We start from the raw sequence: 24,070 nt of genomic DNA, 5'->3' as shown, positions 1-24,070 counted from the left end.
GGCTTATCTCCTCTTTGTCCCCGCCAATCTCTGCGCTGCCACGCGCGCGACTGCGACGCGAGCACGATTGTGGTTGTGTGCGCATGTCCATATGCCGAGATGTTCCGATCATGTCGGCGACAAAAATCATTTGGCACCAGGTCATCCTGGTCTGCCTCATCGTGCTCGCGTTCCTGTGGGCGGCGACCGAATGGACAGCCTGGCGGCTTGCGTTCCAGCAGCAGCTTGGGGCTCCCTGGTTCAAGCTCGGGCATTGGCCAATTTATCAGCCGGCAGCTTTCTTTGGCTGGTGGTTCAAGTTCGATGCTTACGCGCCCGTCGTTTTTCTGGAGGGTGGCGCGATTGCTGCAAGCGGCGGCATCGCGGCCATAGCGATGGCCATGTTGCTCTCGGTCCTGCGGGCTCATGAAGGGCGGGACGTCACCACCTACGGCTCGGCGCGCTGGGCCGATCTACGCGAAGTCAGACGGGCCGGGCTATTAGGCCCTGACGGCATCGTGCTCGGCCGGTTCGGACGTCATTATCTGCGCCACGACGGGCCCGAGCATGTGCTTTGCTTTGCGCCAACGCGCTCCGGCAAGGGTGTTGGCCTCGTCATTCCGACTCTTCTGACCTGGCCGGCCTCCACCATCGTCCATGACATCAAGGGCGAGAACTTCCAGTTGACCTCCGGATGGCGCGCGCAATTTGGGCCCGTGCTGTTGTTCGATCCGACCAATCCGGCCAGCGCCGCCTACAATCCACTCCTCGAGATCCGCCGTGGCGACTGCGAGGTGCGAGATGCTCAAAATATCGCGGATATTCTCGTCGATCCTGAGGGTGCACTCGAGCGCCGCAATCATTGGGAAAAGACCAGCCACTCACTCCTGGTGGGGGCAATTCTGCATGTCCTCTACGCCGAAGCCGATAAGACCCTCGCCGGGGTTGCAAATTTCCTTTCGGATCCATCTCGCCCGATCGAGGCTACGCTCAACGCAATGCTGGCGACTCCGCATCTTGGGACAGGCATCCATCCAGTCGTCGCATCAGCGGCACGCGAGCTTTTGAACAAAAGCGAGAACGAGCGCTCGGGTGTGCTCTCGACGGCGATGAGCTTCCTCGGGCTCTATCGTGATCCGGTAGTTGCCAAGATCACTGCGCGAAGCGATTGGCGCATCCGTGATCTCGTCGACCGTCCTGAATCCGTCTCACTGTACCTCGTGGTGCCGCCATCGGACATCGTCCGCACCAAACCCTTGATGCGGCTCATCCTGAACCAGATCGGACGGCGTTTGACCGAAAGCCTTGATCCCGACCGGCGCCGGCAGAAGCTGCTTCTGATGCTTGACGAGTTTGCAGCCCTCGGCCGGCTCGACTTTTTCGAGAGCCAACTCGCCTTTATGGCAGGTTACGGCATCCGCAGCTTTCTCATCACGCAGAGCCTTAACCAGCTCGAACGCGCCTACGGTCCGAACCATGCGATCCTTGACAATTGCCACGTCCGGATCGCCTTTTCGACCAATGACGAGCGCACCGCCAAGCGCGTCTCCGACGCGCTTGGAACTGCGACCGAATTGCGAGCCATGAAGAACTATGCGGGCCACCGCTTGAGCCCTTGGCTTGGGCACTTGATGGTCAGCCGCCAGGAGACCTCCCGTCCGCTGCTGACCCCCGGCGAAATCATGCAACTGTCTCCGCAAGACGCGGTCGTAATGATTTCCGGTGTGCACCCCGTCCGTGCCAACAAGGTCCGCTACTATGAGGATCCGCAATTCCAGCGACGTGTCTTGAAGCCGGCCCGCTTGGAGCCGAACAAGCAGCCCACCCGCCCAGATGACTGGTCAGCCCGCGCCCCAATATCGCCGTCGGGCCAGCTGCTGACCAGTCGCACGGGCAGGGGCGACGAGGCGAACGGCGGCTTACGCCGCGAGCCGGAATTGCCGCAGCATGAGGAAATCGAGATCAAGACGCCGGCCGGCGAGCACGAGTTCGACCCCGATCTAGAAGAGGGTGACGCGGATGACGTCCAGGCGCAACTGATGAACCGGTCGGTGCAGGGAGTTGCGCGGACCGTCACTCTCGATCCGGACGATGGAATGGATCTGTGAGCGAGGGCAGCGTGAAAAAAGTCCAGCTCAGCATCTATCTCGATCCCGAAACGTTCAAAACGCTCGAGACCTTCGCAAGCCGCGGTGGCCGGTCCAAGTCGCTGGTGGTCGAGGCCGCAATAGGTTCCTTTCTTTCTCCTGACGATTCCGATCGGCGCGAGGCTGTGATAGCAAAACGGCTGGATCGGATTGTGCGGGTGCTCGAGCGTCTTGAACGCAACGATGGCATCACGCTCGAGACCGTCGCGCTCTTCATCCGGTTCTGGCTGACCTCAACTCCGGCATTGCCGGAGCATTCGAGCCCTGCCGCTCGCGCCAAGGGCGGTGAGCGGTACGACCGCTTTGTCGAAGCGCTGGGACGACGACTTGCGAGCGGATCCAGCGTCCTGAAGGAGGTAAGCATCGACGTGCAAGCCTCCGAGAAGCCCGAATAGATAGTTCTGCGCGCAGAGTGCCTGTGACGCCCCTTGGTGATCGAGCAGCGCCGGCCCCAGGTGAGCCGAGCCGGCGCGCACGCGCGCAGGCAGACCGACACAGAGTCGTGAAGCGCGGGGAGCTTCCTTGCGGTCCCAGAAGGCCATCGCGAGTGGCCCTAGCTGCCGCGCAGGAGGCTGAGAGATCCCGCTCACCTTGAGCCCGCCTCATCTTTCTTTGGCTACGCCAGACTACGCCGCCGATGTCGGCGCGATTGATGTCGTGGTCGGATTGGCCCTTCTGTCGACGCATCATCGCTGGGCCGATTCATCTGTTTCGACAGGAAAGCCACGCTGCACGGGTAGCGTGCCGTTTTCGAGCGGTCGCAATTGAGGAGCTGAAGAAACAATGCAGATCGATGCTGAGGCTGAAGGTCAGGCCAGCTCTATTGGGAATGGTTCCGATGGCGAGGTGCAGCCGAGCTCGAACGAAGGTCTGCGAACCAAGAAGATCATGGTTCAGCTCTCCGAAAGCATCTTGGAGCGGCTTGAAGCCGCGACCGAACGCCCGGGAGTCGGCAAGAGCGTGGTCGTCGAGACGGCGCTTCAGCGTTTTCTGGCTCCTGCGCAAGGGGCCGAAGGGCTCATTCGTGAAACTCTGGACCGGGTCAGTGGCCAGATGGCAAGGCTCGAGCGGCAGGTCGCGATCGTTGCCGAGACAGTGGCACTGCATGCGCGCTATCACCTCACCGTTACGGCGGCCATGCAATCATCCCAGCAGCGGGACGCCGGCCTGCTCGGCCAAGAACGCTGCAACGTTTTGGTCCAACAGGTCGAGCGCGGAGTGCGGCTTGGCCAACCATTGATTCAGGAGACCATTGATCGGCTCGGAATGCCGAGCTGGCGCGCCTCTGAAACCGGCGGCGGTGTGTCAGAGAGGCGAACTGTAGAAGAACTGCTTCAGGAGGGTTCGTCCGCACCCGCTGTAGAGGGGGGCTCTCACCCGAGCGCTGCCGCCGAGGAGGGCGGCAGCAAGCTGAACTTTCGGAACCTGTCCAGCTCGTTCTGTTGAGCGCACTGTCCAGAACGGCAGAAGCGGGCTGAAAGGGCTCGCCGCGCAAACAACGCCTGTGGTACGCATCGAGCCGCTTCCTGTGTGGCGGCTCATCGCCTGCATCTTTCTTCCCTTCGCGGCCGGGTACTACCTTGCCTACCTGTTCCGGACGATCAATACCCTGATCGCTGGACCCCTTGGCTCCGATCTCGGGCTTGGCGCTGCCGACATCGGGCTGCTCACGTCGATCTATTTCCTGGTCGTCATGGCGGGTCAGATTCCCATCGGCATGTTACTGGATCGCTACGGGCCGCGCCGGGTCCAGAGCTTGCTATTGGCCGTGGCAGCAGCGGGGGCCGCGCTTTTTGGACTATCGACGGGTTTCGTTTCGCTTCTCATCGCCCGCGCGATGATCGGACTTGGGAGTGCAGCAGCGCTGATGTCGGGGCTGAAAATGATCGTCCTCTGGTTTCCTAGAGAACGTTTGGCCCTCATCAATGGCTTTATGATCATGCTGGGTTCGTTGGGCGCGGTCACGGCAACCGCTCCTGCCGAGGTGCTCCTGGACTGGATAGGCTGGCGCGGCCTGTTCGCGGTGCTGGCCGCCGCAAGCGCGCTTGCTGCCATTTTGATCTATCTGGTCGCTCCCGAACGAGTCGACAGCCCATCAGGCAGCACGAAGCCGGCCACGCTGAAAACCATCTACTCTGATCAACGCTTCTGGCGGATTGCCCCCCTGTCGGCAACCTGCATCGGATCGGCTTGGGCACTGCAGTCCTTGTGGGCGGCACCTTGGCTTTGCGATATCGAACGGCTCAGTCGAACAAGTCTCGTTAGTGAGCTGTTCGTGATGGCGACTGTTTTGAGCCTTGGGGCGCTAGTCTTGGGCGTGCTTGCAACCTGGGTGCGCAGCCGTGGCAGGAATATGGAAGTATTGTTCGCGGCCGTCGCGGCCCTGTTGATCGGAGCGGAGATCGTCCTCATCCTGCATCCACCCTGGCCGTCACTTCTGCCGTGGTGCGTCGTCTCGGTGGCCGGATCGGCCACCGCTTTGACCTACGCCATCATAGGAGATTATTTCCCGACCCAACTGGTCGCGCGCGCGAATGGTGGTTTGAACGTCCTGCAATTTGGTTGGGCCTTCATCGTGCAGTACCGGACGGGACTGATTCTTGAGCGATGGCCCGTTGAGGCCGGCCACCATCCTTTGATTGCCTACCAGACCGCGTTCGGACTGAACGTGCTGCTACAGCTGGCGGCGCTCGCCTGGTTTGCCGTTCCACCGTTTCGAAGTCGGAAAGGGAAGAAGAGGACTTCCGCCATACTCCAACCGGCCTGCGGCTGGAACTCGGCTCATGCCGCTATCCCGGCGAGCGAGGCTGCGATCCTGGACGCGGATGAACACCTGGAGTGGTGACGCGAGCTTGACGGGCTGATGCCCAACTAGTGCGCCTTTTTCGACGCGCCGAACACGAGCTTACCGAACCTTCCTTTCCGACTCTTGTCGTTTCTACGCCAGACTACGACGGCGATGATCCTGTCTTGCGATAGCGTAGGATCTGCTTTTTCTACTTCTCACATGAGGCCGCTGAAGGGCAGGGCCTCGATCATGTGGGGCAGCCGTGGCGATACATTCATTTCATTCGGAAGCCGAGTTGCGCGGGGCGCGCATGCTCCGCACCGCCCTTGGGCCGGCCATTGCGGGCTTTTTGGAAGATCAGACCGTTGTGGAGGTGATGCTCAATCCTGACGGGCGGCTATGGATCGACCGATTGTCGAGCGGGCTTACAGACACCGGAGAGAGCCTTTCGGCAGCGGATGGCGAACGAATCGTCCGACTGGTCGCGCACTATGTAGGAGCCGAAGTTCATCCCGGCTCCCCCCGGATTTCGGCTGAGCTGCCGGAAACGGGGGAACGTTTCGAAGGATTGCTGCCGCCGGTTGTTGCCGCGCCGACGTTTGCGATCCGCAAACCGGCGGTCGCCGTGTTCGGCCTGGACGACTATGTCGCCGCAGGCATCATGAACGTGAGCCAAGCGAGCGCGCTTCGCAATGCGGTCGCCGCACGGAAGAACATCCTGGTCGCCGGCGGCACCTCGACCGGGAAGACCACGCTGACAAATGCGCTGCTTGCCGAGGTCGCGAAAGGATCGGACCGCGTCGTTCTCATCGAAGACACCCGGGAGCTTCAGTGCAGGGCACCGAACCTCGTGGCGCTGCGGACCAAGGATGGCGTGATCTCGCTGTCCGACCTTGTGCGCTCCTCTCTTCGCCTGCGCCCTGATCGCATTCCGATCGGCGAGGTCCGTGGGGCCGAAGCCCTCGATCTCTTGAAAGCCTGGGGCACAGGACATCCGGGCGGCATCGGGACGATCCACGCCGGAACCTCGCTTGGCGCGCTGCGCCGGCTCGAGCAGCTGATCCAGGAAGCCGTCATCACCGTCCCGCGTGCGCTGATCGCAGAAACCATCAACGTCATCGCCGTGCTCTCTGGCCGTGGCGGCGAACGGCGTTTGAGTGAACTCGCGTGCGTCAACGGCCTTGGATCATCGGGCGACTACAGCCTTTCGAACATCGGAGATCAGTCATGACCACACGAGCCTCTCTCGCGCCCGGCTTCATCGAAATTGCAGCATTCGCCACATTTTCCCTCGCCAGCGCGCCGGCCTGGGCCGCCGGCTCGAACATGCCATGGGAGCAGCCGCTCAACCAGATCCTGCAATCGGTCGAAGGTCCGGTCGCAAAGATCATTGCCGTCATCATCATCATCGTAACCGGGCTGTCGCTCGCCTTTGGCGACACCTCGGGTGGTTTCCGGCGGCTAGTCCAGATCGTGTTTGGCCTGTCGATCGCATTCGCCGCATCGAGCTTCTTCCTGTCGTTCTTCTCATTCGGCGGCGGAGTGGTGATCTGATGGACGAGCCAGTCCCGGGATTTGTGGCTCCCGTCCACCGGGCGCTCACCGAACCGATCCTGATGGGCGGCGCGCCGCGCGCGGTTGCCATTCTCAACGGCACACTGGCCGCCGCACTCGGTCTCGGCCTGCGCATGTGGCTGGCCGGCCTTCTCTTCGCCTTCGTGGGTCACATGGCTTCGGTCTGGGCCGCCAAGCGCGATCCGGAATTCGTAGAAGTCGTGCGCCGGCATGTTCGCGTCCCCGCTCACCTCAGCACCTGAAGTCGTCCCATGATGAATCTTGCCGAATACCGCCGTTCAAGCACACGTCTTGCCGACTTCCTGCCCTGGGCTGCCCTGGTCGACGAAGGGATCATTCTCAACAAGGATGGATCATTTCAGCGAACGGCCCGGTTCAGAGGGCCGGATCTCGACAGCTCCGTGCCTGCCGAGCTTGTTGCGGTCGCTGGCCGCCTCAACAATGCACTCCGTCGCCTCGGATCGGGGTGGGCCGTGTTCGTCGAGGCGCAACGTCATTCGGCCGGACGCTATCCGCCGGATACATTCCCGGACGTCGCCTCGGCGCTGGTGGATGCGGAGCGCAAGGCGCAATTCGAACAAGCCGGCAGTCATTACGAATCGAGCTACTACCTGACCTTCCTTTATCTGCCTCCGGCAGAGAGTGCGGCGGCAGCAGAGCGCTTGCTGTACGAGGGCGGCCAGCGCGCTGCGGGAGCCGATGCACGCGAGGTGCTCGCCGGCTTTAGTGACCGGACCAGCCGCGTGCTGCAGCTGGTCGAGGGTTTCATGCCGGAATGCGGTTGGCTTGATGACGAGCAAACCCTGACCTACCTGCATTCGACGGTCTCGACCAAACGGCACCGCGTGCGCGTGCCAGAAATCCCGATGTATCTCGATGCGCTGCTGGCCGATCAATCGCTGGTAGGCGGTCTTGAACCCATGCTGGGCGACGCGCATCTGCGCGTTCTGACGCTCGTGGGGTTCCCAACCGTGACCACGCCCGGGATTCTCGACGAGCTGAACCGGCTGGCGTTCCCGTATCGCTGGTCGACGCGGGCTATCATGCTCGACAAGACAGATGCCACAAAGCTCCTCACCAGGATCAGGCGGCAATGGTTTGCCAAGCGCAAATCGATCGCCTCGATCCTGAAGGAAGTGATGACGAACGAGGCCTCCACGCTTTTGGACACCGATGCCCACAACAAGGCGATGGATGCCGATAGTGCGCTCCAGGAATTGGGTTCGGATCAGATCGGCGAGGTCTTCGTCACGGCAACGGTCACAGTCTGGGACAGGGATCCGCGCGCAGCCGACGAAAAGCTCCGCCTCGCCGAAAAGGTCATTCAGGGCCGGGACTTCACTTGCATGGCCGAGACGGTCAATGCCGTCGAAGCGTGGCTCGGCAGCCTGCCTGGACAAACTTACGCAAACGTCCGCCAGCCCCCGGTCTCTACCCTGAACCTCGCCCATATGATCCCGTTGTCTGCAGTATGGGCCGGAGAGGTGAGGGATCACCACCTCAAGGCACCCCCATTGTTCTTCGGCAAGACTGAAGGTTCCACGCCATTCCGGTTGTCTCTGCATGTCGCAGATGTCGGCCACACGCTGGTCATCGGACCGACGGGCGCCGGCAAGTCGGTCCTGCTGGCGCTCATGGCGCTGCAGTTCCGCCGCTACAGCGCGGCGCAGATCATTGCGTTCGACTTCGGCGGCTCGATCCGCGCATCGGCGATCGCCATGGGGGGCGACTGGCATGATCTCGGCGGCGCGCTCGAATCCTCAGAACTCGTCGCCCTCCAGCCGCTTGCGCGCATTGATGATATCGGCGAGAGAGGCTGGGCATCCGACTGGATCGCATCGATCCTGACGCGCGAGCGGATCGAGGTCACGCCTGAGACCAAGGATCATGTCTGGTCGGCATTGACCTCGCTCGCCTCGGCGCCGGTTACGGAGCGGACGCTGACTGGACTATCCGTTCTCCTGCAATCCAACGCTCTCAAGCGCGCCCTGCAGCCCTACTGCCTCGGTGGGCCATACGCCCGGTTGCTGGACGGCGAGCACGAACGGCTGGGTGAAGCCTCCGTCCAGGTGTTCGAGACCGACGGATTGATTGGGACCTCTGTCGCCCCCGCAGTTCTGGCCTATCTGTTTCACCGGATCGAGGACCGCTTAGACGGCCGTCCGACACTGCTCATCATCGACGAAGGCTGGCTCGCGCTCGATGATGCCGATTTTGCCGGCAAGCTTCGCGAATGGCTGAAAACGCTTCGCAAGAAGAACGCCTCCGTCGTTTTTGCGACCCAGTCGCTTGCCGATATCGACGGCTCCAAAATCGCGCCTGCCATCATCGAGAGCTGCCCGACCCGGATCCTGTTGCCAAACGATCGCGCCATCGAGCCGCAGATCATGGCGATTTATCGGCGCTTTGGGCTGAACGACCGCCAGATCGAGATCCTCGCCCGCGCCACCCCCAAGCGACACTACTACTGCCAATCTCGACGCGGCAACCGCCTGTTCGAGCTCGGACTTGGCGAAATCGCGCTCGCCTTCGTGGGCGCCTCGTCCAAAGCCGACCAGGCTCTCATCGATCGGGTGCTTGCCGAGCACGGAAGGGACGAGTTCGTCACCGGTTGGCTCAAGGCGCGCGACCTCGGCTGGGCCTGCAACCTCATTCCGCAGCTCGCCAAACAGGGAGCACTCTCATGAACCGTATCCTGCCGATTCTGGTGGCAAGTATCATCGCCATGACCATGGTCCAAGCGCCCGGCGAAGCAAAGGCGCAGTGGATCGTGTTCGATCCCAACAACTACGCTCAGAATGTGCTGACCGCCGCGCGTGAGCTGCAGCAGATCAACAACCAGATCACATCGCTCCAGAACGAAGCGCAGATGCTGATCAATCAAGCGAAGAACCTGGCGAGCCTGCCTTATTCGTCGTTGCAACAGCTCGAGCAATCGATTCAGCGCACCCAGCAGCTACTCTCGCAGGCGCAGCGAATTGCCTACGATGTCCAGCAAATCGATCGCGCGTTTTCCACCACCTATGCGCCGGCATCGGTCAGCATGTCCAATGGGCTCCTTGTCGCAAATGCGCAGACGCGTTGGCAGAACTCCGTTGTCGGGCTGCAGGACGCCATGCGGGTCCAAGCGAGTGTTGTCGGCAATCTCGACACCAACCGCACCCAAATGTCGGCCCTGGTGACGGCGAGCCAGGGCGCATCAGGTGCGCTTCAATCAAGTCAGGCCGGCAACCAGCTCCTTGCGTTGCAAGCTCAGCAGCTTGCGGACCTTACGGCTACTGTCGCGTCGCAAGGTCGTGCGCAAACGCTCGAGTCTGCCCAGCGCGCAGCTGCGCAGGATCAGGGCAGGGAGCAACTGCGGCGCTTTCTGACCCAGGGGCAGGGCTACCAACCAACAACCGTGCAGATGTTCCACTGATCATGAAGAAACAACTTGAACGACTGCCCGCCGCGGCAGCGCTTGGTCTTGCTGTCCTGGTGGTTGGCGTCTGCGCCATTCGGTTGGGTGAGGACGGGAGCGCGACCCAATCTTCCGTCTATCTCGCGTCAAAACCCGATGCGACCGCGGCAAAGCTCGAGCAATGCCGTACCGTCACCTACGAGCAGAAAGAGACTCTCCTGGAATGCCAGAAGATTTGGGCCGAGCAGCGCAGGCAGTTTTTGGCAGGAAGTAGATCGACAGGTGATCCGGACAGCCGGACAGGCGCGGCGCCATTCCTCTCTCCTGTCCCGCGCAAGGACGAAAGTCGCCACCCGTCCGGTTTTCCCTCCATTCCAAGCCAAACCGAGTGAGCCATGGGTGGTACCTCCGTCATCGATCAGTTCCTGGAAATCTTCACCCGCTACATTGATTCCGGGTTTGGCCTCGTCGGAGGCGAAGTAGGCTATCTCGCTACGACGCTGGCCGCGATCGACCTCACGCTCGCGGGCCTGTTCTGGTCCTTTGGCACTGATGAGGAGATTCTTGCCCGGCTCGTCAAGAAGACATTGTTTGTCGGCGTCTTTGCCTATCTCATCGGCAACTGGAACAGCCTTGCGCGCATCGTCTTCGAAAGCTTTGCAAGCCTTGGGCTAAAAGCCTCAGGCACAAGCCTGTCATCGGCAGAATTTCTGCGGCCGGGCCGGATCGCGCAAGTGGGGCTTGATGCCGGCCGCCCCATCCTCGACTCGATCTCGGGGCTCATGGGTTATGTCAGCTTCTTCGAGAATTTCGTGCAGATCGTGGTCCTGCTGTTCGCCTGGATTGTGGTGCTGTTAGCCTTCTTCATTCTCGCCATCCAGCTTTTCGTCACGCTTATCGAGTTCAAGCTGACGACACTTGCGGGTTTCGTTCTGATCCCCTTTGGCCTCTTCGGCAAGACCGCTTTTGCGGCCGAGCGCGTGCTGGGTAATGTCATTTCCTCCGGCGTCAAGGTCCTGGTCCTTGCCGTCATTGTCGGCATCGGTTCGAGCTTGTTCTCGCAGTTCACGGCAGGCTTCGGCGGCAACCAGCCGACCATCGAGAACGCGATGGCACTGGTGCTCGGTGCGCTCACACTTCTGGGGCTCGGGATTTTCGGGCCCGGTGTCGCCAACGGCATCGTCTCCGGAGGTCCGCAGCTTGGCGCCGGGAGCGCCGTCGGGACGGGCCTCGCCGCCGCTGGCGTTGTTGCGGCTGGCGCAGGTCTTGCCGCCGGCGCGGCCGGTCTCGCGGGCAGCGCGATTGCTGGCGCGGCACGTGGAGGCAGCGCGATTGCAAGTGGTACGGTGAGCGTGTCGCGGGCGGGGAGCATGTCCGGCGCAGAGGCAAGTGCGTCAGGTGCGGCTAGTCCTTTACGTTCTCTCGCCGCTGGTCTTGGTGGATCCTCGAGCCATGCCGGTCGGGAAGAGGGGGACTCTTCCGCCGCGGCTTCCGACGCGCCCCCCTGGGTTCGCCGGATGAAGCGGGGGCAGACGATCAGCCATGGCGCATCGGCGGCTACCCACGCGATCCGTTCGGGCGATCACGGCGGAGGGGGCGGATCTGTCGACCTCTCCCAACAGGACCGCTGACGCTTCACATCGACCATTTCCATCGCTGAGCAGCTTGAGGTCAAACAATGTTCAAACGATCGGCCGTTCACTATGGCCGCATGCCGGAACCTGTCACTCCGTATCAACGCGCCGCCCAGGTCTGGGATGATCGCATTGGGTCTGCGCGCGTCCAGGCCAAAAACTGGCGCCTGATGGCGTTTGCCTGCCTCTTCTTGTCCGCTGGTTTTGCCGCCGCCCTGGTCTGGCAATCCGCACACGGGACGATCACGCCCTGGGTGGTTGAGGTCGATCAATTGGGGGAAGCCAAGACTGTCGCTGCGGCAAATGCCAGCTACCAACCGACCGACCCTCAAGTCGCTTTTCACCTGGCGCGATTCGTCGAGCATGTGCGTGGTCTGCCGATGGACGCCATCGTGCTTCGCGAAAATTGGCTGCGCGCCTATGATTTCACGACGGATCGCGGTGCCGCAGCGCTCAATGATTATGCCCGCAACAACGATCCGTTTGCCAAGCTCGGCAAGACGCAAGTCGCGGTCGAACTCTCGAGCGTCATCCGGGCCTCGCCTGAGAGCTTTCGTCTGGCCTGGATCGAACGCCGCTACGACAACGGCCAACTTGCCGCAACCGAACGGTGGACTGCGATCCTCACCATCATCGTGGAAATGCCTCGCGATCTGGATCGCCTGCGCAAAAATCCCCTCGGCATCTATGTCAACGCGATCAACTGGTCAAAGGAGCTCGGCTAACCATGCCGTCAGATATCGTCATTGCGTCGCGACACACGCAGCCGCGCTTGCCTCTAGCTCTTCTTATCTGTCTCTCGACGCTCGGCGGCTGCACGAGTTTCAGGCCGCCGCAGATCAGCTACGACAACGAGCTCCCGCCGGCCCCGGATTTGCCCGCGCTTGCCGATGACCGGCCGCGACCGCTGCATCTGCCGCCGATCTGGAAGGCGGCGCGCGGCGGCAAGACCGCGGAGGCCAAAGAGCCTGTCGAGCGTATCGAAACCGCAAATGACGCTGCACGTGTGCAGCCTCGCAAAGCGGGCTACTACAATGCGGTGCAAGTGTTTTCCTATAGTCCGGGCGCGCTCTACCAGATCTATGCCGCGCCGGGACAAATTACGGACATTGCCCTTGAGCCCGGTGAGCAGCTGATCGGCTCGGGACCCGTCGCCGCGGGCGATACTGTGCGCTGGGTGGTCGGCGACACCGAAAGTGGGAGTGGCGACAGCCGCCGCGTTCACATCATGGTCAAGCCAACCCGTCCCTTGATCGAGACCAACCTCGTCGTCAATACTGATCGTCGTACTTACTTGATCGAGCTTCGCGCAAAAGAAAAGCCCTATATGCCCTCGGTCGCTTGGTTCTATCCGGCGGATCGTGGCGAGCGAACTCGGGCTTTACCGCCGGCACCCTTTATTCCGGACCTGCCGGCGCGCCGGTACCGTTACGCGATCGAGGGCGACAGCCCGCCGTGGCGTCCCGTCAACGCTTATGATGACGGCCGAAAAACTTATATCGAATTCTCCCCCGGCGTCAGTCAGGGCGAGATGCCGCCGCTCTTCGTGATCGGACCCGACGGCAAAACCGAGCTTGTCAACTACCGCGCGTACGGAAACGTATTGATTGTTGACCGGCTGTTCGCGGCCGCGGAGCTGCGGCTCGGCGAGGAGCACCAGCAGAAGGTCAGGATCGTGCGAACTGACGGGAGGTCGCTTTGAACGATCGTGACGAGGCGATCGATACACCAAAGGAACCGGCTCGGGCCAGGCCGCCGGAAGAGATCGCCGAGGCCCTGCGCCTCCGGCCGGATCCTCCACAAGTGGCCCGCCTCTCGCGAAAGGTCCTGATTGGCGTCAGCGCCCTGGTGCTCGTGCTGATCACCGGCGCGGTGCTCTGGGCGCTGCAGGAGAAACGGTCTCGTGTCTCAGCGCCTGAGGAGCTTTACGCCACCGACCGCCACAATCTCGCCGATCAGCTCGCGACCTTACCAAAGGATTACACCGAGATCCCGAAGGACGTGCCGCGCCTGGGGCCGCCCTTGCCCGGTGATCTCGGCCGCCCGATCGTCGCAGCACAGGGGTCTTCGACATCCAGCTCCCTTGGTATCGATGCCGAACAGCAGCGTGTCACGCAGGAGAGCGAGGCGGCACGGACCAGCAAGGTATTTGCCAGCACCAATGTCCGCCCACAGGCCCCTGCCACCTCGTCGAGCGAAGCCCGATCGAGCGCCGCGCCATCATCCGACGAAGCATTTGCTCAGAATGGCCAAGACCGAAAGCTTGCATTTGTCAGTGCAACAGTCGACCGCCGAACGACAAGCTCCGATCGCCTTGTGAGGCCGGCATCGCCTTTTGTCGTTCAGGCCGGAACGGTCATTCCGGCCGCTCTCATCACAGGAATCCGCTCCGACCTGCCGGGCCAGATCACGGCGCAAGTCACAGAATCGGTGTACGATTCTCCTACCGGGCGAGCTCGCCTTATCCCCCAGGGAGCAAGGCTGATCGGAAGCTACGACAGCCAGGTTGCATTTGGGCAGTCGCGCGTGCTCCTGGTCTGGACGCGCCTTATCATGCCGAACGGGAGGTCGATCGTTTTGGAACGGCAGCCCGGCGCAGATGCGGCAGGCTACTCTGGTCTTGAGGACGAAGTCGACAATCATTGGAAGGAATTGTTGGGGGCCGCCGCTCTTTCGACGCTGCTTTCCGTCGGCACGGAGGTGAATTCCGGCGCGGATAGCGGCAATACCAACAGCGATCTCATTGCCGCGCTCCGCCGTGGAGCTGGGGATTCGATCAATCAAACGGGCCAGCAGATAGTCCGCCGCAATCTCAATATTCAGCCAACTTTGACGATTCGTCCGGGATTTCCGGTGCGGGTGATCGTCAACCGTGACCTGGTGCTCGAACCGTATAGGGGGTGAGGACGATGGCCAAGCTTAAGCTCGGCGCAATCGAAGACGACAAGCCGATCAAAATTACGCATGAACTGCCCGCGAGCGTGCACAGGGATCTCGTGGCATATGCCGAGATCCTTGCACACGAGACCCAGCAGCCGATCGGAGATCCAGCCAAACTTATCGCGCCCATGCTGGCCCGGTTCATGGCAGCTGACCGGAGCTTCCGGAAGGCGCGCCGCGCGGGTCAGCGACCAGCAGAAGGCGAGGGGTAGCGCTGGGAGAGCAACTTCAGGAATTCGTGTAGCGCGGGGTTTTCATTGTCGGCGCGCCAATACGCAGAAAACTCGAGCCGGCTCGCACCCGCGCCGTCGCGCAGCTCCCGGTAAACAAGGCCCGCAAAATTTGCGCCTATGTCAGACTCGAGCACGAGGCTTATTCCTGTGTTCATGCTGATCAGGCTTTTGATGATGCCGCGGCTGACGTCATGGCGCTCGATTTTTGGGCGAGCCTCCGGCGAAACCAGCTTGGAAACCAGAAGATCTTCGAGCTCTTTTCCGGGGTCGTAATGGCTGAGCAGCACCGTCTCACCACGCAGGTCGGTCCAGTAGACAGTTTCGCGGGAACTGAGAGGATGGTCATGAGGCAAGGCAACGAGAACACGCTCGCTCCACAGAGACATGGCTTTATTGTCCAATAGCGGCAAGCTCCCCGTGACGATCAGGAGATCAAGCGATCCGTTGCGAAGTGCCGCTGCTAAACGTGTCCGTGATCGTTCAACCGTTGCAAGAGCGCTCTGCGGGAAGCGCTGCTTGAACTCGAGTAGGGACGCTTGCAGATTGCCGGCCGAAAGTGATGTGCAGAAACCGACGCTCAGACGGCCGGTTTCGCTGTTGTGGACGGATCGCGCGGTTGCGATGAGTGCGCCGAACTCCTCCAGGATGGTCCTGGATAACCGAAGAACGTCGCGGCCGGGCCGCGTTGGGCGCACACCTCCGCTGAAGCGCTCGAAAATTGGAACGCCCAAGTGGTGCTCAAACTCGCTGATTATTCGGCTAAGGCTCGATTGTTGCGATCCCAGCAAGTCGGCGGCTCCACGAAAGCTACCGCAATCCGCGGCAGCCACCGCCGATCTTAAGTGCTTCAGTTCCACGGCTTTGTGGGCTTGAAGCGAAAGATTTCGTCCGCGGGAATTGCGCATCTTGAGGAACGAGCGAGAGTGGCTGCCGGCTTAGTGCGCAGCCATGTTGAAAGCTTCGGACTTGCTCGAATGCCTACGCGGCGGCTCGGACGACAGGCGCCCAGAGCACTGGACCTGAGATCTGCCCCGCCTGACGGATACGTTCCAACGCACCCGTCGATACTTCCAGGTAACCGGCAACAGCCGACGTGTTGCCGAGTGCCCGAGATCTCCCAATCCGGCAAAGAGGCCAGCCAGCGCGCCGAAGAATGCGCTCCATGCGGGCATCGGTGACGGTGACGATATTACAGAGATCAAGGGAGAGGCCGAATTCGATCATCGCTGCAAAAAGCTGGTAAGTCGCAGCAGCAAGTCCGCCACCTGCCTTCGGCGCGTCGGGGGGAATGTCGAGCGCAAAACGGCTGCTCTCCCAGATCTTCTCGCTCCGCGGCACCGGTTGCCCGTCCAGAAGAACCGGGAAAGTGTCTCTCAGCATCGTAGGGCCGGTCGAGGGGAGAAGACGGACACAACCCTGAAGCCGGCCTTCGCTCGACCGGAGCAGCAAGTGAACAGGCCGAACGACATCGAACGCGTCGACCTCCATGTCCCCCCTCACTTGGACCTCCCATTCAAGACGCTGCTTGAACACTCGATAGCGCAGACGGTGCATCTCGGCCAGCTCCTCAACAAACTCGCCGTAATATTCTGGCTTAATCAGGAGCATCATTGCCACCTCCGTGCTTGCTTCGCAAAGTAAAGCACAATCCTGCGTACCCTCCACCTGTGCAGGTGCACAGGTGCGCGACCATTTTGCTTCGAGTATGATGTTGATTGTTTCTTCTGGCCGCCCAGTGAGGGCCGGCAATTCGTGCCAACAACGATCTTCTTTCAAGTCTTTAACACGCGGAATGTGGCCGATAGCCGCGAGGACGAAATGGTCGCCGTGGCGAGCCGACATTTCACGTACGGCCGGGCGCACTCAGAATAAGCCTCAGCCTCACGGCCGGCCATGATGCAGTTGGCGAGCGGATCCTACCCCCGACATTTTTCCTGACCGGCCTTGGCTCGGTCCTCCGCCCTGGCTCTGACAACGGCTCGGCAGCCGGCATGCTCATGAATCATCATGGCATAGCACGACGTTGCGCTCAGTGCCTGCGTACCAAGGACCAGTGGTGCGGCCGCGTCTTCTGGCGGGACTCCCACGCGGCGGCAGTTGTGCGGCGGGAAACCCAGGGGCAAACGCGCCTACTTTCGTTGTGAATTGTTCTGCGCCAATCGCGCCACCGCCTGGCAAATCGTGCGAACCCCGAGCTTCGCTCGAACATTATCCAAATGAAACGCGGCGGTTCTCCGTGAAATTCCCAGGATGACTCCGATGTCGGCAATCGATTTTCCTTGAGAGGACCACTCGAGGCACTCGTGCTCGCGCTGAGACAGCGTGACGCCATCGATCAAACGGTCGGGCGTAAGCTTTTGTCGTGCATGCGCATGGAAATACCAGGCGATCACTTCCAGAACACTGCCGCGTTCCCTTATGGAGCGCTCGAAGCCGGCCCGGTTCGTGTCAATCGCAAATGTTATGATGGCTATTTCACCTCTGCTGTCGTGAATTGGTATGGTGTATCCGTGCCGGATACCGAACCTGCTTGCCTGTTCGAACAACTCTCTCTCAGAGTCCGAGCGCACTGGCGGTCCCGACCCGGGCCCCCATCGAAACGGTTGAGTATGGATCATCGCGTGACGAACCACAGGATCCATGTCTTCATAGCGGCGCTGCAGGTAATGTGTAGTCCAGCAGGGCGGGTATGTTGAAATCAGCTTGGGATCACCGCCTTCCTTCTTAGGGAGTCGGAGGTAGGCGAAGGAAGATAGGTTCAGGGCTTTGGCGACTTCCGCCATACTTTGCTGCAGAGCGTTATGGTCTCTGCTTTCGATCAGTCGATCGATGAACGTCTGAATGGTCCGGTTCATTTTGGCCGTCGGGGAGCGTTATTCCAACGGAATACTATCTCTGGATGTGGCGCCGTTGCAAGTGCTTCGTCTTCGAACGATCGCGCCGAACTCCCGAACTGCCTCAGGGGCCTTCCTGCGCCCCACGATGACATCGAGAGATCGAGAGGGTGGTCATGATACGTTGTAACCAGCCTACGGATCATCCGGGTGACGTCCTTTCCAGCGATCACGACGGAGGCGGCGCCTCTAAAACGCGCAAAATGATGCGCTTGCGCGGATCGTCGGCTTGGAGAGCTGAAATAAGCCGGAAAAGATCCATCAAATAGGTTCTTTTACATCCAGTAGCATGGGGCCGGGTGTATGTCCCACAAAGCGGTCGCAGAGAACGGCCAGCTGCTGCTGCTCGATACTATGAAAGGGGGAATCGCCGTGACGCGAAACGCTAACTTGCTCGATGGTCTTCGCTTCGGCCTCACTCCTCTCGAGAATCATCTGATCGATGGTCATGTCGAGGGCCGTGTTGGACGCCGAGAGTTCTTGCGGCACGGCAGTTTGCTTGGGCTGTCGCTGCCTTTTCTTAGGCGAGCTACACTGGCCGCTGGTTTCGGAGCAGCACCGTCGGCCGTCAGGGCCGCGGTCCAACCGGGCGCCACGATGCGCGTCGCATGCAATACGCCGACGAGTGAGATCGACCCAACACGGGGACCCTTCCTCTCGATGGTGTTGCTCCAGCAGGTCGGCGAGTTCCTCTGCATCGACGGCCCGGACCTCGTACTTAGGCCCTGCCTTGCGACAGGCTGGAAGCCCAATCAGGACGGCAGCGTCTGGACGTTCACCTTGCGCAAGGGGGTCAAGTTCCATTCTGGCGGCGAGATGAAGGCTGAGGATGTGGTCGCCACGATCGACCGCTTGGCCGATCCGAAAAATCCCGGGAATGCGCTCACGTTTTTCAGGGGCGTCCTGCAGAAGGGCGGTACCCGAAAGGTGGACGACTACACGGTGGAGTTCCATCTAGACGCTCCGAACGGCAACTTCCCCTATTTGGTGTCCTCCGGCAACTTCAACGTCATCATTCTGCCCGCGAGCTATGCCGGCGAATTCGAGAAGACCTGGGACGGCACAGGCCCGTTTGGTGCGTTGCCACTACCCCGATCGGGCTGGCGACCTTCCGCGCAGCACAACAAACTTGGTTGTACAGAAACCCGCAGCGTGCGGCACACCGGCGCTTCGGATCAGCAATCTCTCGAAGACTTTCGGACAGGGCAGCTATGCGATCCGTGCGGTATCCGATGTCTCGCTAAGCCTGCACGCGGGGGAAACACTTGGTTTAGTCGGCGAGTCCGGCTCCGGCAAGACAACGCTGGCTCGAATGATTCTAGGCTTGGGGCCGCCTGATCTCGGCGGGACAATCGAGCTTGACGGGAAGCGTCTTGCTCCCAGTCTCGGCCAGCGCCGCGATGACGAGGTCAAGGCGGTGCAGATCGTCTTCCAGAATCCGGATTCCGCACTAAATCCCTCCCACTCTGTCTCGCGCATTATCGGCCGCGCGTTGCGCAGGCTCGGCGGCTTTCGTGGCGTCGACTTGTCTAGCCGTCTAAACGCGCTTGTGGAGGCTGTCCGCCTGACTCCTCGACATCTTGCTCTACGCCCCCGCCAGCTCTCGGGCGGGCTCAAGCAGCGCGTGGCCATTGCCCGAAGCTTCGCCGGTGATCCTCGAGTTGTGGTCTGCGACGAACCTACCTCGGCGCTCGACGTATCTGTGCAGGGCGCCATCCTAAATCTTCTCGCCGAGCTCCAGGGGGCCAGCGCGGTCAGTTACATCTTCATCTCTCACGATCTTGGCGTTGTGCGCTATCTTTCAGACAGAATAGCCGTACTCTATCTCGGACGGGTTATGGAGATGGGACCATCGGAGCGCGTATTCGAAGGACCAAACCACCCCTATACCGAGGCGCTCCTTTCCGCCGTCCACACCCTCAATGGTAACAACAACTCCCGCATTCGGCTATCTGGCGAAATTCCTTCCGCTGCCAACCCGCCTTCAGGATGCTCCTTCCAGAGTCGATGCCCGCGAAAGATCGGGGAAATTTGTGAGACGGCCGAGCCCACGCTCATTGAAGCGGAGCCCGGCCATGTAATCCGTTGCCACATCCGCGCAGCAGATCTCGAGCACCTCCAGCGGGAATACAGAGCCGGTACCCGCAATATCGCGGCCCATCCTGCTGCTGTGATCGAACGATGCTAGCTCATCGAGCTGAATCAACTCGCCGATTAAGAACATAAGTTGGTGAGGGTGTTGGGGGGCGGACGGAGCGCTTTTCTAAGGCTTGCCTTTCCTCTGCAAGACATCGGGGCCGCCGAAGCCCGGCCGCAAAAATGGAAACCGTCTTCGGAAGAGCAGCTGGATGGGCACTCTGGGAATCCAGCCCACGGGCTCTCTGGGCTCTGGTTCGTGAGAACCAGTTGGGGCAAGGTCGACCGCGAGCCGGAAGTGCCGCAAGTGGTCGACGCGACGGCAGCGCTTCTCCAGGAGATAGGGCACGACGGTGACGAATACCGAGCCGGCCATTTGAGCCGTCGAGTACAGCAAGAATGTATGTCGACCCATCAAACACAGTACGTCGGCTCGAAGAAGCGGCGCGTGCTATGAGGCCGATGATCCAGCGCAGACACTTGGAGGGATTCGACGTGAAGCGGTATAAATATGTCGCGATTCTCTTATTTCCCGAGCTGAGGACCTGCAGCACGCTCTCCGACGAATGCGCGTCCGGGTGGATGAGCGCGATCGATGCCTTCATTCTGCTGACTCCCACGTGGCGACTAGGCGACACTGGTCTCGCACGCGATCTGCAAGAGGCCAGACCATGGCGCCATGGTCGATCAAACGTTAGAGCAGGACAAGCTCATCAATCAGTTGCTGGCTCAGTCAAACTGTCTAGTCTAGTGTCGGCAATAGAAGACACAAAGGGCCGGAGCGTACGATCTGAACTATTCAGGCGATGGCCTCCTATCACCACCTCTTCCAGATTCATCTCGCCGTCCGCGCGTCAACTTTTGACTCTCCTCACCACTTTAATTCTCAGCTTCGATAGCCAGAGACCAGATTGTGGTCAGACACGATCACAACCTCCTGCGGCGAAGAAGTTCAGAGATTCTTGGGCGGTGAAGGCGGCCAGGCCGAGGGCGATAGCGTTGTCCAAAGACTCGATTGATCGGGCGTCAGTATTGCAGGGGCGACTTTGAGCTTGAAGGCCAGTTCGATCGGATTGAGGTCGGGCGAATAAGGCGGCGGATAGAGGAGCTTGGCACCAGCCGCCTCGACTGCGATGCCGACTTCGGCCAGCTTGTGTGCTGCGAGACTCTCCATCACCACCATGACGCCGAGCCTGAGTGTCGGCACGAGGACTTGCGTCATGTAAGCCTCGACTGCCAGACCATGCAGGGGACCCGTCAAAAACAATCGGAGCAGCCATGCCATCTGAGCGCGTCGACGAAGTCGTTGTCTTCCAATGACCATGCGGGAACGCTGCGACACAGCCCTAGCCGTACGGCGAACGGCCATAGCGCCGCGCCGTCTTGCTCAAGGCTCCCTTCTCGTCGATGAACACCATCCCGTGGACGTCGATCTCAGGTTTCCACGCGGCGCATTGAGCTGCCACGTCCGACCGATCCTGCTCGTGAGCTCGACGGCACCGCGGCGTGGTTGGCGCCGACACAAATGCGCGCGGACCAGCCGCGTTTGTAACAAGCAGATCTAGCATTGATTTGCTTATGGTGGTGACAACCGAAATGGCGCGGTCATCCCGCCGCTCTACCGGGTTCGAAATCCTGCACAAACCGAGGAACAACGCCGCATTTCTCCGCGATTTCACCTTATCTGACGCAGGATCGTGTCTGTTTCTGATTACAAGGGCGCATCCAGTTAGGAGATGCATATGAAGGTGGGTGTTCCCAAGGAAATAAAGACACATGAATACCGAGTGGGTCTGACGCCTGGAGCCGTCCGCGAATATGTGACCGCTGGCCACAAAGTGCAGGTCGAGACTAATGCGGGGGCCGGCATTGGATCTACTGATGATGACTACCGCAGGGCTGGCGCTACGATCTTGGACTCTGCTCGCGAGGTATTTGCATCGAGCGAGATGATCGTAAAGGTCAAGGAGCCACAGCCTTCCGAATGGGTGCAGCTCCGAGAAAATCAGATCCTTTTTGCATATCTACATCTCGCCCCGGATCCGGACCAAGCCAATGGGCTGCTGAATTCTGGGTGCACAGCCGTCGCATATGAAACCGTGACGGATGCACAGGGCGCCCTGCCGCTGCTCGCGCCGATGAGCGAAGTTGCGGGTAGACTTGCAATCGAGGCAGCCGGTACGGCACTGAAGCGCTATACGGGGGGCCGCGGATTGTTGATCGGTGGCGTTCCGGGCGTTCAGCCGGCCCGGATCGTCGTCATCGGCGGCGGCGTTGTCGGCACGCATGCCGCGCGCATGGCTATCGGCCTTGGTGCCGAGGTCACAGTCATTGACCGATCTATACCCCGGCTCCGCGAGCTGGACGAGCTGTTCCAGGGGCGCGCCCGCACTAAGTTCTCGACGATCGACTCCGTTGAAGAAGAGGTTTTTTCGGCAGACGTTGTCATTGGGGCCGTGCTTGTACCGGGAGCGAGTGCGCCAAAGTTAGTCAGCCGCCAAATGCTGAGTTCAATGCGCAAAGGCTCTGTGATCGTTGACGTCGCCATTGACCAGGGCGGCTGTTTCGAAACCTCGCATCCCACGACCCATGCTGATCCAACATACGAAGTAGACGGTGTCATTCACTACTGCGTGGCCAATATGCCGGGGGCTGTCCCGCTTACGTCCAGCCACGCTCTGAACAACGCAACGCTCCCATTTGGTTTGTCTCTAGCCAATAACGGCTTTGCAGCCATTCTTGAAAATCCTCATCTGCGCGCCGGTCTCAATGTCTATCGCGGCCGTCTGACCTATAAGGCCGTAGCCGAGAGTCTAAAGCTGCCATTCTCCCCAATCGAACAGGCTGCGGCCTGATCCCAGAGGCCTCCCTAGGGGGCATTTCCTCCCTGACTTGGCGGGCCACTCCTTCGGGAGTGGCCCTTTTTTATCCACGGGAGCGAACCGCTAGACACCTGCAAATTGTTCAGCATCCCAGCGCACCGTCAGATACTGCCGAGGGCATCGGCTCGAGAGAGTGCGCCGCTTTAGGAACACCATTATTGTTGCTAAAATTATCTCGTCGGGAGCTATCGCTGAAAGTTGGTGACGGAAGGAATCGGAAAGGCGGCATATCGTGGGGGTGCTTGACGCATCCATTTCTCCACCGAAGGAGTGATATGGCGGGTCAAACGATAACGCTATCAAGCTGATTCAGCCAGGAATCTCGACAATCAACTCACCGCAATCTTGCGCAACGGTCCTCGTACCCTGCTTGCGACGGCGACCGAGGCCGAGCTCGCTGTCATTCTCGGGAAGCATGCCGATTTGAAGACCGCGGACGGCGACCAGCGCGTGGGCCGCCACGGTCACCTGCCGGAGCGCGAGGTGATGACCGCATTCGGCCTGGTCGCCGTGCGCCAGGAGGCGTGTACGCGATCGCGAGGCCGGGGCCGGCGATTATGGCTTTATCCGGTTCTCGCCCCCAATCCTGCCGCCATACGTACGCCGGTCGAAGTCGATTAAGATGAGCTTTTCGTCTTCGATCCGAGCTTCCAGATGGATGCCGTCAGCCCAGATGTAAACGTAGCGCCCGGCCGACAGATCGCGCTTCTGCTACGCGTCTTGCTCCTCGACCAGCCATCCTTCCGGTGGCCGATGGCGGGTTCGGACGACCCAGCAGCATTCTTGCCGAGCCGCCAGCGCCTCGGAGAAGTCGCCGGTCGAAATCTCCTTCAGGTAACGAATGGGCAGGAGCAGCAGCAGCAACGAACCGGTCGCCTTCTCCGATCGCGCCCGCGAGAGCGTGCACGACTGGCGCGATCTACTGCTCATGAAGCAGCACCGGATCGACGTGGCACCGCGGCTCGTCATCGCCGATGGCACACTCGGGTTTGTTGAAGGCGGCCGGTGAGGTCTGGCCGACAACGCGCGAACAGTGCTGCTGGGTGCACAAGACCGCGAACGTGCTCGCCAACCTGCCAAAGAGCCAGCAGCCGAAGGCCAAAAGCCAAAAGCGCCTTGGAGGAGATATGGATGGCCGAAACCAAGGCCACAGCCGAACTAGCGTTCGATGCCTTCATCGAGAGCTACACACCCAAATACGACCGCACCATCCGGTCGAAGGGCTGTCTGTCCAACAGACCGCGCTCGCGATGGTCTTCAAACTGGCCGAAGGCGCGCAGAAACGCGGGCGTCGTCTCGACAGTCACGACCAGCTACCAAAACTCGTTCTCAGTGCGACATTCGCCGATGGCATCGAGGTCATCGCAAAACCGACCGACCGTCAGCCCGCAAACGCCGCCGCCTGACCGGCTCGGCTGTCACGGGCGCCTGACCCTGTGTTGAACCTTTTCGAAACCGCAGC

20 protein-coding genes and 3 pseudogenes are annotated in these 24,070 nt (G+C 60.8%); 19 read left to right on the top strand and 4 right to left on the bottom strand.

From position 1 onward, the window contains the following. The first annotated feature begins 110 nt into the window (after positions 1-110). The 15 genes from IVB19_RS39735 to IVB19_RS39665 all read left to right on the top strand — a co-directional run bounded on the left by IVB19_RS39735 (position 111) and on the right by IVB19_RS39665 (position 14,675). Positions 111-2,087: a conjugal transfer protein TraG gene (locus tag IVB19_RS39735; RefSeq protein ID WP_247822070.1), complete on the top strand. Its 1,977-nt coding sequence runs from the start codon at positions 111-113 to the stop codon at positions 2,085-2,087. Positions 2,088-2,098: 11 nt separating this feature from the next. Next, entirely contained in the window at positions 2,099-2,521 is a 423-nt protein-coding gene (locus IVB19_RS39730) for a CopG family transcriptional regulator (protein WP_247822068.1), read from the top strand. 388 nt (positions 2,522-2,909) lie between these two features. Beyond that, entirely contained in the window at positions 2,910-3,572 is a 663-nt protein-coding gene (locus IVB19_RS39725) for a ribbon-helix-helix domain-containing protein (RefSeq protein WP_247822066.1), read from the top strand. A gap of 82 nt (positions 3,573-3,654) precedes the next feature. Then, positions 3,655-4,971, top strand: a complete 1,317-nt coding sequence (locus tag IVB19_RS39720; RefSeq protein WP_247822304.1) for an MFS transporter — start codon at positions 3,655-3,657, stop codon at positions 4,969-4,971. A gap of 253 nt (positions 4,972-5,224) precedes the next feature. Beyond that, on the top strand, positions 5,225-6,145 hold the full coding sequence (gene trbB / locus IVB19_RS39715) for a P-type conjugative transfer ATPase TrbB (protein WP_247822064.1): 921 nt from the start codon (positions 5,225-5,227) through the stop codon (positions 6,143-6,145). Further along, entirely contained in the window at positions 6,142-6,468 is a 327-nt protein-coding gene (locus IVB19_RS39710; RefSeq protein WP_018459011.1) for a TrbC/VirB2 family type IV secretion system protein, read from the top strand. Before trbB ends, IVB19_RS39710 begins: the two co-directional genes overlap by 4 nt. Next, a complete protein-coding gene (locus IVB19_RS39705) occupies positions 6,468-6,731 on the top strand; it encodes a VirB3 family type IV secretion system protein (protein WP_247394338.1) in 264 nt (87 codons plus the stop codon). The genes IVB19_RS39710 and IVB19_RS39705 overlap by 1 nt, the downstream gene beginning before the upstream one ends. Positions 6,732-6,740: 9 nt before the next feature. Beyond that, positions 6,741-9,176, top strand: a complete 2,436-nt coding sequence (gene trbE / locus IVB19_RS39700; protein ID WP_247822058.1) for a conjugal transfer protein TrbE — start codon at positions 6,741-6,743, stop codon at positions 9,174-9,176. Beyond that, positions 9,173-9,907 carry a P-type conjugative transfer protein TrbJ gene (gene trbJ / locus IVB19_RS39695; RefSeq protein ID WP_247822057.1) on the top strand — a complete coding sequence of 245 codons (735 nt, stop codon included), beginning with the start codon at positions 9,173-9,175 and terminating at the stop codon, positions 9,905-9,907. The genes trbE and trbJ overlap by 4 nt, the downstream gene beginning before the upstream one ends. A gap of 2 nt (positions 9,908-9,909) precedes the next feature. Continuing rightward, on the top strand, positions 9,910-10,281 hold the full coding sequence (gene trbK-alt, locus IVB19_RS39690; protein ID WP_247445028.1) for a putative entry exclusion protein TrbK-alt: 372 nt from the start codon (positions 9,910-9,912) through the stop codon (positions 10,279-10,281). A 3-nt stretch (positions 10,282-10,284) separates the two neighbouring features. Further along, the gene (gene trbL / locus IVB19_RS39685; protein ID WP_247822051.1) at positions 10,285-11,520 is read left to right on the top strand and encodes a P-type conjugative transfer protein TrbL; all 1,236 of its coding nucleotides are present in this window, start codon (positions 10,285-10,287) and stop codon (positions 11,518-11,520) included. A gap of 47 nt (positions 11,521-11,567) precedes the next feature. Then, entirely contained in the window at positions 11,568-12,248 is a 681-nt protein-coding gene (gene trbF, locus IVB19_RS39680) for a conjugal transfer protein TrbF (protein ID WP_247822046.1), read from the top strand. A gap of 2 nt (positions 12,249-12,250) precedes the next feature. Next, complete coding sequence (trbG, locus tag IVB19_RS39675) at positions 12,251-13,225, top strand: P-type conjugative transfer protein TrbG (protein ID WP_247822045.1); 975 nt, start codon at positions 12,251-12,253, stop codon at positions 13,223-13,225. Further along, a complete protein-coding gene (locus IVB19_RS39670; RefSeq protein WP_247822038.1) occupies positions 13,222-14,427 on the top strand; it encodes a TraB/TrbI/VirB10 family type IV secretion system protein in 1,206 nt (401 codons plus the stop codon). Before trbG ends, IVB19_RS39670 begins: the two co-directional genes overlap by 4 nt. A 5-nt stretch (positions 14,428-14,432) precedes the next feature. Continuing rightward, a complete protein-coding gene (locus tag IVB19_RS39665; RefSeq protein WP_018459932.1) occupies positions 14,433-14,675 on the top strand; it encodes a DUF2274 domain-containing protein in 243 nt (80 codons plus the stop codon). On the opposite strand, the gene IVB19_RS39660 is transcribed toward IVB19_RS39665, so the two are convergent. The 3 genes from IVB19_RS39660 to IVB19_RS39650 all read right to left on the bottom strand — a co-directional run bounded on the left by IVB19_RS39660 (position 14,648) and on the right by IVB19_RS39650 (position 17,551). Then, positions 14,648-15,601: a LysR family transcriptional regulator gene (locus IVB19_RS39660; protein WP_247822036.1), complete on the bottom strand. Its 954-nt coding sequence runs from the start codon at positions 15,599-15,601 to the stop codon at positions 14,648-14,650. The genes IVB19_RS39665 and IVB19_RS39660 overlap by 28 nt on opposite strands. A gap of 73 nt (positions 15,602-15,674) precedes the next feature. Further along, positions 15,675-16,307 (bottom strand): acyl-homoserine-lactone synthase, encoded by a 633-nt coding sequence (locus IVB19_RS39655; protein WP_026233906.1) that lies wholly within the window; start codon positions 16,305-16,307, stop codon positions 15,675-15,677. Positions 16,308-16,825: 518 nt separating this feature from the next. Continuing rightward, complete coding sequence (locus tag IVB19_RS39650; protein ID WP_247822034.1) at positions 16,826-17,551, bottom strand: LuxR family transcriptional regulator; 726 nt, start codon at positions 17,549-17,551, stop codon at positions 16,826-16,828. Positions 17,552-17,962: 411 nt separating this feature from the next. On the opposite strand from IVB19_RS39650, the pseudogene IVB19_RS39645 reads away from it, so the two are divergent. Together IVB19_RS39645 and IVB19_RS39640 are read left to right on the top strand one after the other, a co-directional pair. Then, positions 17,963-18,664: pseudogene (locus IVB19_RS39645) on the top strand (ABC transporter substrate-binding protein); the annotation flags it as partial. After that, positions 18,660-19,778 (top strand): annotated as a pseudogene (locus IVB19_RS39640) (ABC transporter ATP-binding protein); the annotation flags it as partial. The pseudogenes IVB19_RS39645 and IVB19_RS39640, both read left to right, overlap by 5 nt. 900 nt (positions 19,779-20,678) lie before the next feature. Here the strand turns inward: IVB19_RS39640 and IVB19_RS39635 are convergent. After that, the gene (locus IVB19_RS39635) at positions 20,679-20,948 is read right to left on the bottom strand and encodes a transposase (RefSeq protein ID WP_247822032.1); all 270 of its coding nucleotides are present in this window, start codon (positions 20,946-20,948) and stop codon (positions 20,679-20,681) included. Between the two features lie 520 nt (positions 20,949-21,468). Between IVB19_RS39635 and ald the strand changes: the two genes are divergently transcribed. Further along, complete coding sequence (gene ald / locus IVB19_RS39625) at positions 21,469-22,581, top strand: alanine dehydrogenase (RefSeq protein WP_247822028.1); 1,113 nt, start codon at positions 21,469-21,471, stop codon at positions 22,579-22,581. A 325-nt stretch (positions 22,582-22,906) separates the two neighbouring features. Further along, a pseudogene (locus tag IVB19_RS41000) lies at positions 22,907-24,014 on the top strand (transposase). Positions 24,015-24,070 lie beyond the last annotated feature (56 nt).

Source organism: Bradyrhizobium sp. 187 (assembly GCF_023101005.1).
GTDB lineage: Bacteria > Pseudomonadota > Alphaproteobacteria > Rhizobiales > Xanthobacteraceae > Bradyrhizobium > Bradyrhizobium canariense_D.
Note: the sequence above shows the minus strand (reverse complement) of the source record. Positions and strands in the feature narration are given on the sequence as shown.

Excerpts from the sequence above, each read along its gene's own strand:
- trbB (WP_247822064.1), top strand. The coding sequence starts at position 5,225 with ATGCTCCGCACCGCCCTTGGGCCGGCCATTGCGGGCTTTTTGGAAGAT.
- IVB19_RS39710 (WP_018459011.1), top strand. The coding sequence starts at position 6,142 with ATGACCACACGAGCCTCTCTCGCGCCCGGCTTCATCGAAATTGCAGCA.
- ald (WP_247822028.1), top strand. The coding sequence starts at position 21,469 with ATGAAGGTGGGTGTTCCCAAGGAAATAAAGACACATGAATACCGAGTG.
- IVB19_RS39650 (WP_247822034.1), bottom strand. The coding sequence starts at position 17,551 with ATGAACCGGACCATTCAGACGTTCATCGATCGACTGATCGAAAGCAGA.
- IVB19_RS39705 (WP_247394338.1), top strand. The coding sequence starts at position 6,468 with ATGGACGAGCCAGTCCCGGGATTTGTGGCTCCCGTCCACCGGGCGCTC.
- trbE (WP_247822058.1), top strand. The coding sequence starts at position 6,741 with ATGATGAATCTTGCCGAATACCGCCGTTCAAGCACACGTCTTGCCGAC.
- trbK-alt (WP_247445028.1), top strand. The coding sequence starts at position 9,910 with ATGAAGAAACAACTTGAACGACTGCCCGCCGCGGCAGCGCTTGGTCTT.
- IVB19_RS39655 (WP_026233906.1), bottom strand. The coding sequence starts at position 16,307 with ATGATGCTCCTGATTAAGCCAGAATATTACGGCGAGTTTGTTGAGGAG.
- trbG (WP_247822045.1), top strand. The coding sequence starts at position 12,251 with ATGCCGTCAGATATCGTCATTGCGTCGCGACACACGCAGCCGCGCTTG.
- IVB19_RS39735 (WP_247822070.1), top strand. The coding sequence starts at position 111 with ATGTCGGCGACAAAAATCATTTGGCACCAGGTCATCCTGGTCTGCCTC.
- IVB19_RS39725 (WP_247822066.1), top strand. The coding sequence starts at position 2,910 with ATGCAGATCGATGCTGAGGCTGAAGGTCAGGCCAGCTCTATTGGGAAT.
- trbL (WP_247822051.1), top strand. The coding sequence starts at position 10,285 with ATGGGTGGTACCTCCGTCATCGATCAGTTCCTGGAAATCTTCACCCGC.
- IVB19_RS39660 (WP_247822036.1), bottom strand. The coding sequence starts at position 15,601 with ATGCGCAATTCCCGCGGACGAAATCTTTCGCTTCAAGCCCACAAAGCC.
- IVB19_RS39635 (WP_247822032.1), bottom strand. The coding sequence starts at position 20,948 with ATGACGCAAGTCCTCGTGCCGACACTCAGGCTCGGCGTCATGGTGGTG.
- trbF (WP_247822046.1), top strand. The coding sequence starts at position 11,568 with ATGTTCAAACGATCGGCCGTTCACTATGGCCGCATGCCGGAACCTGTC.
- trbJ (WP_247822057.1), top strand. The coding sequence starts at position 9,173 with ATGAACCGTATCCTGCCGATTCTGGTGGCAAGTATCATCGCCATGACC.
- IVB19_RS39665 (WP_018459932.1), top strand. The coding sequence starts at position 14,433 with ATGGCCAAGCTTAAGCTCGGCGCAATCGAAGACGACAAGCCGATCAAA.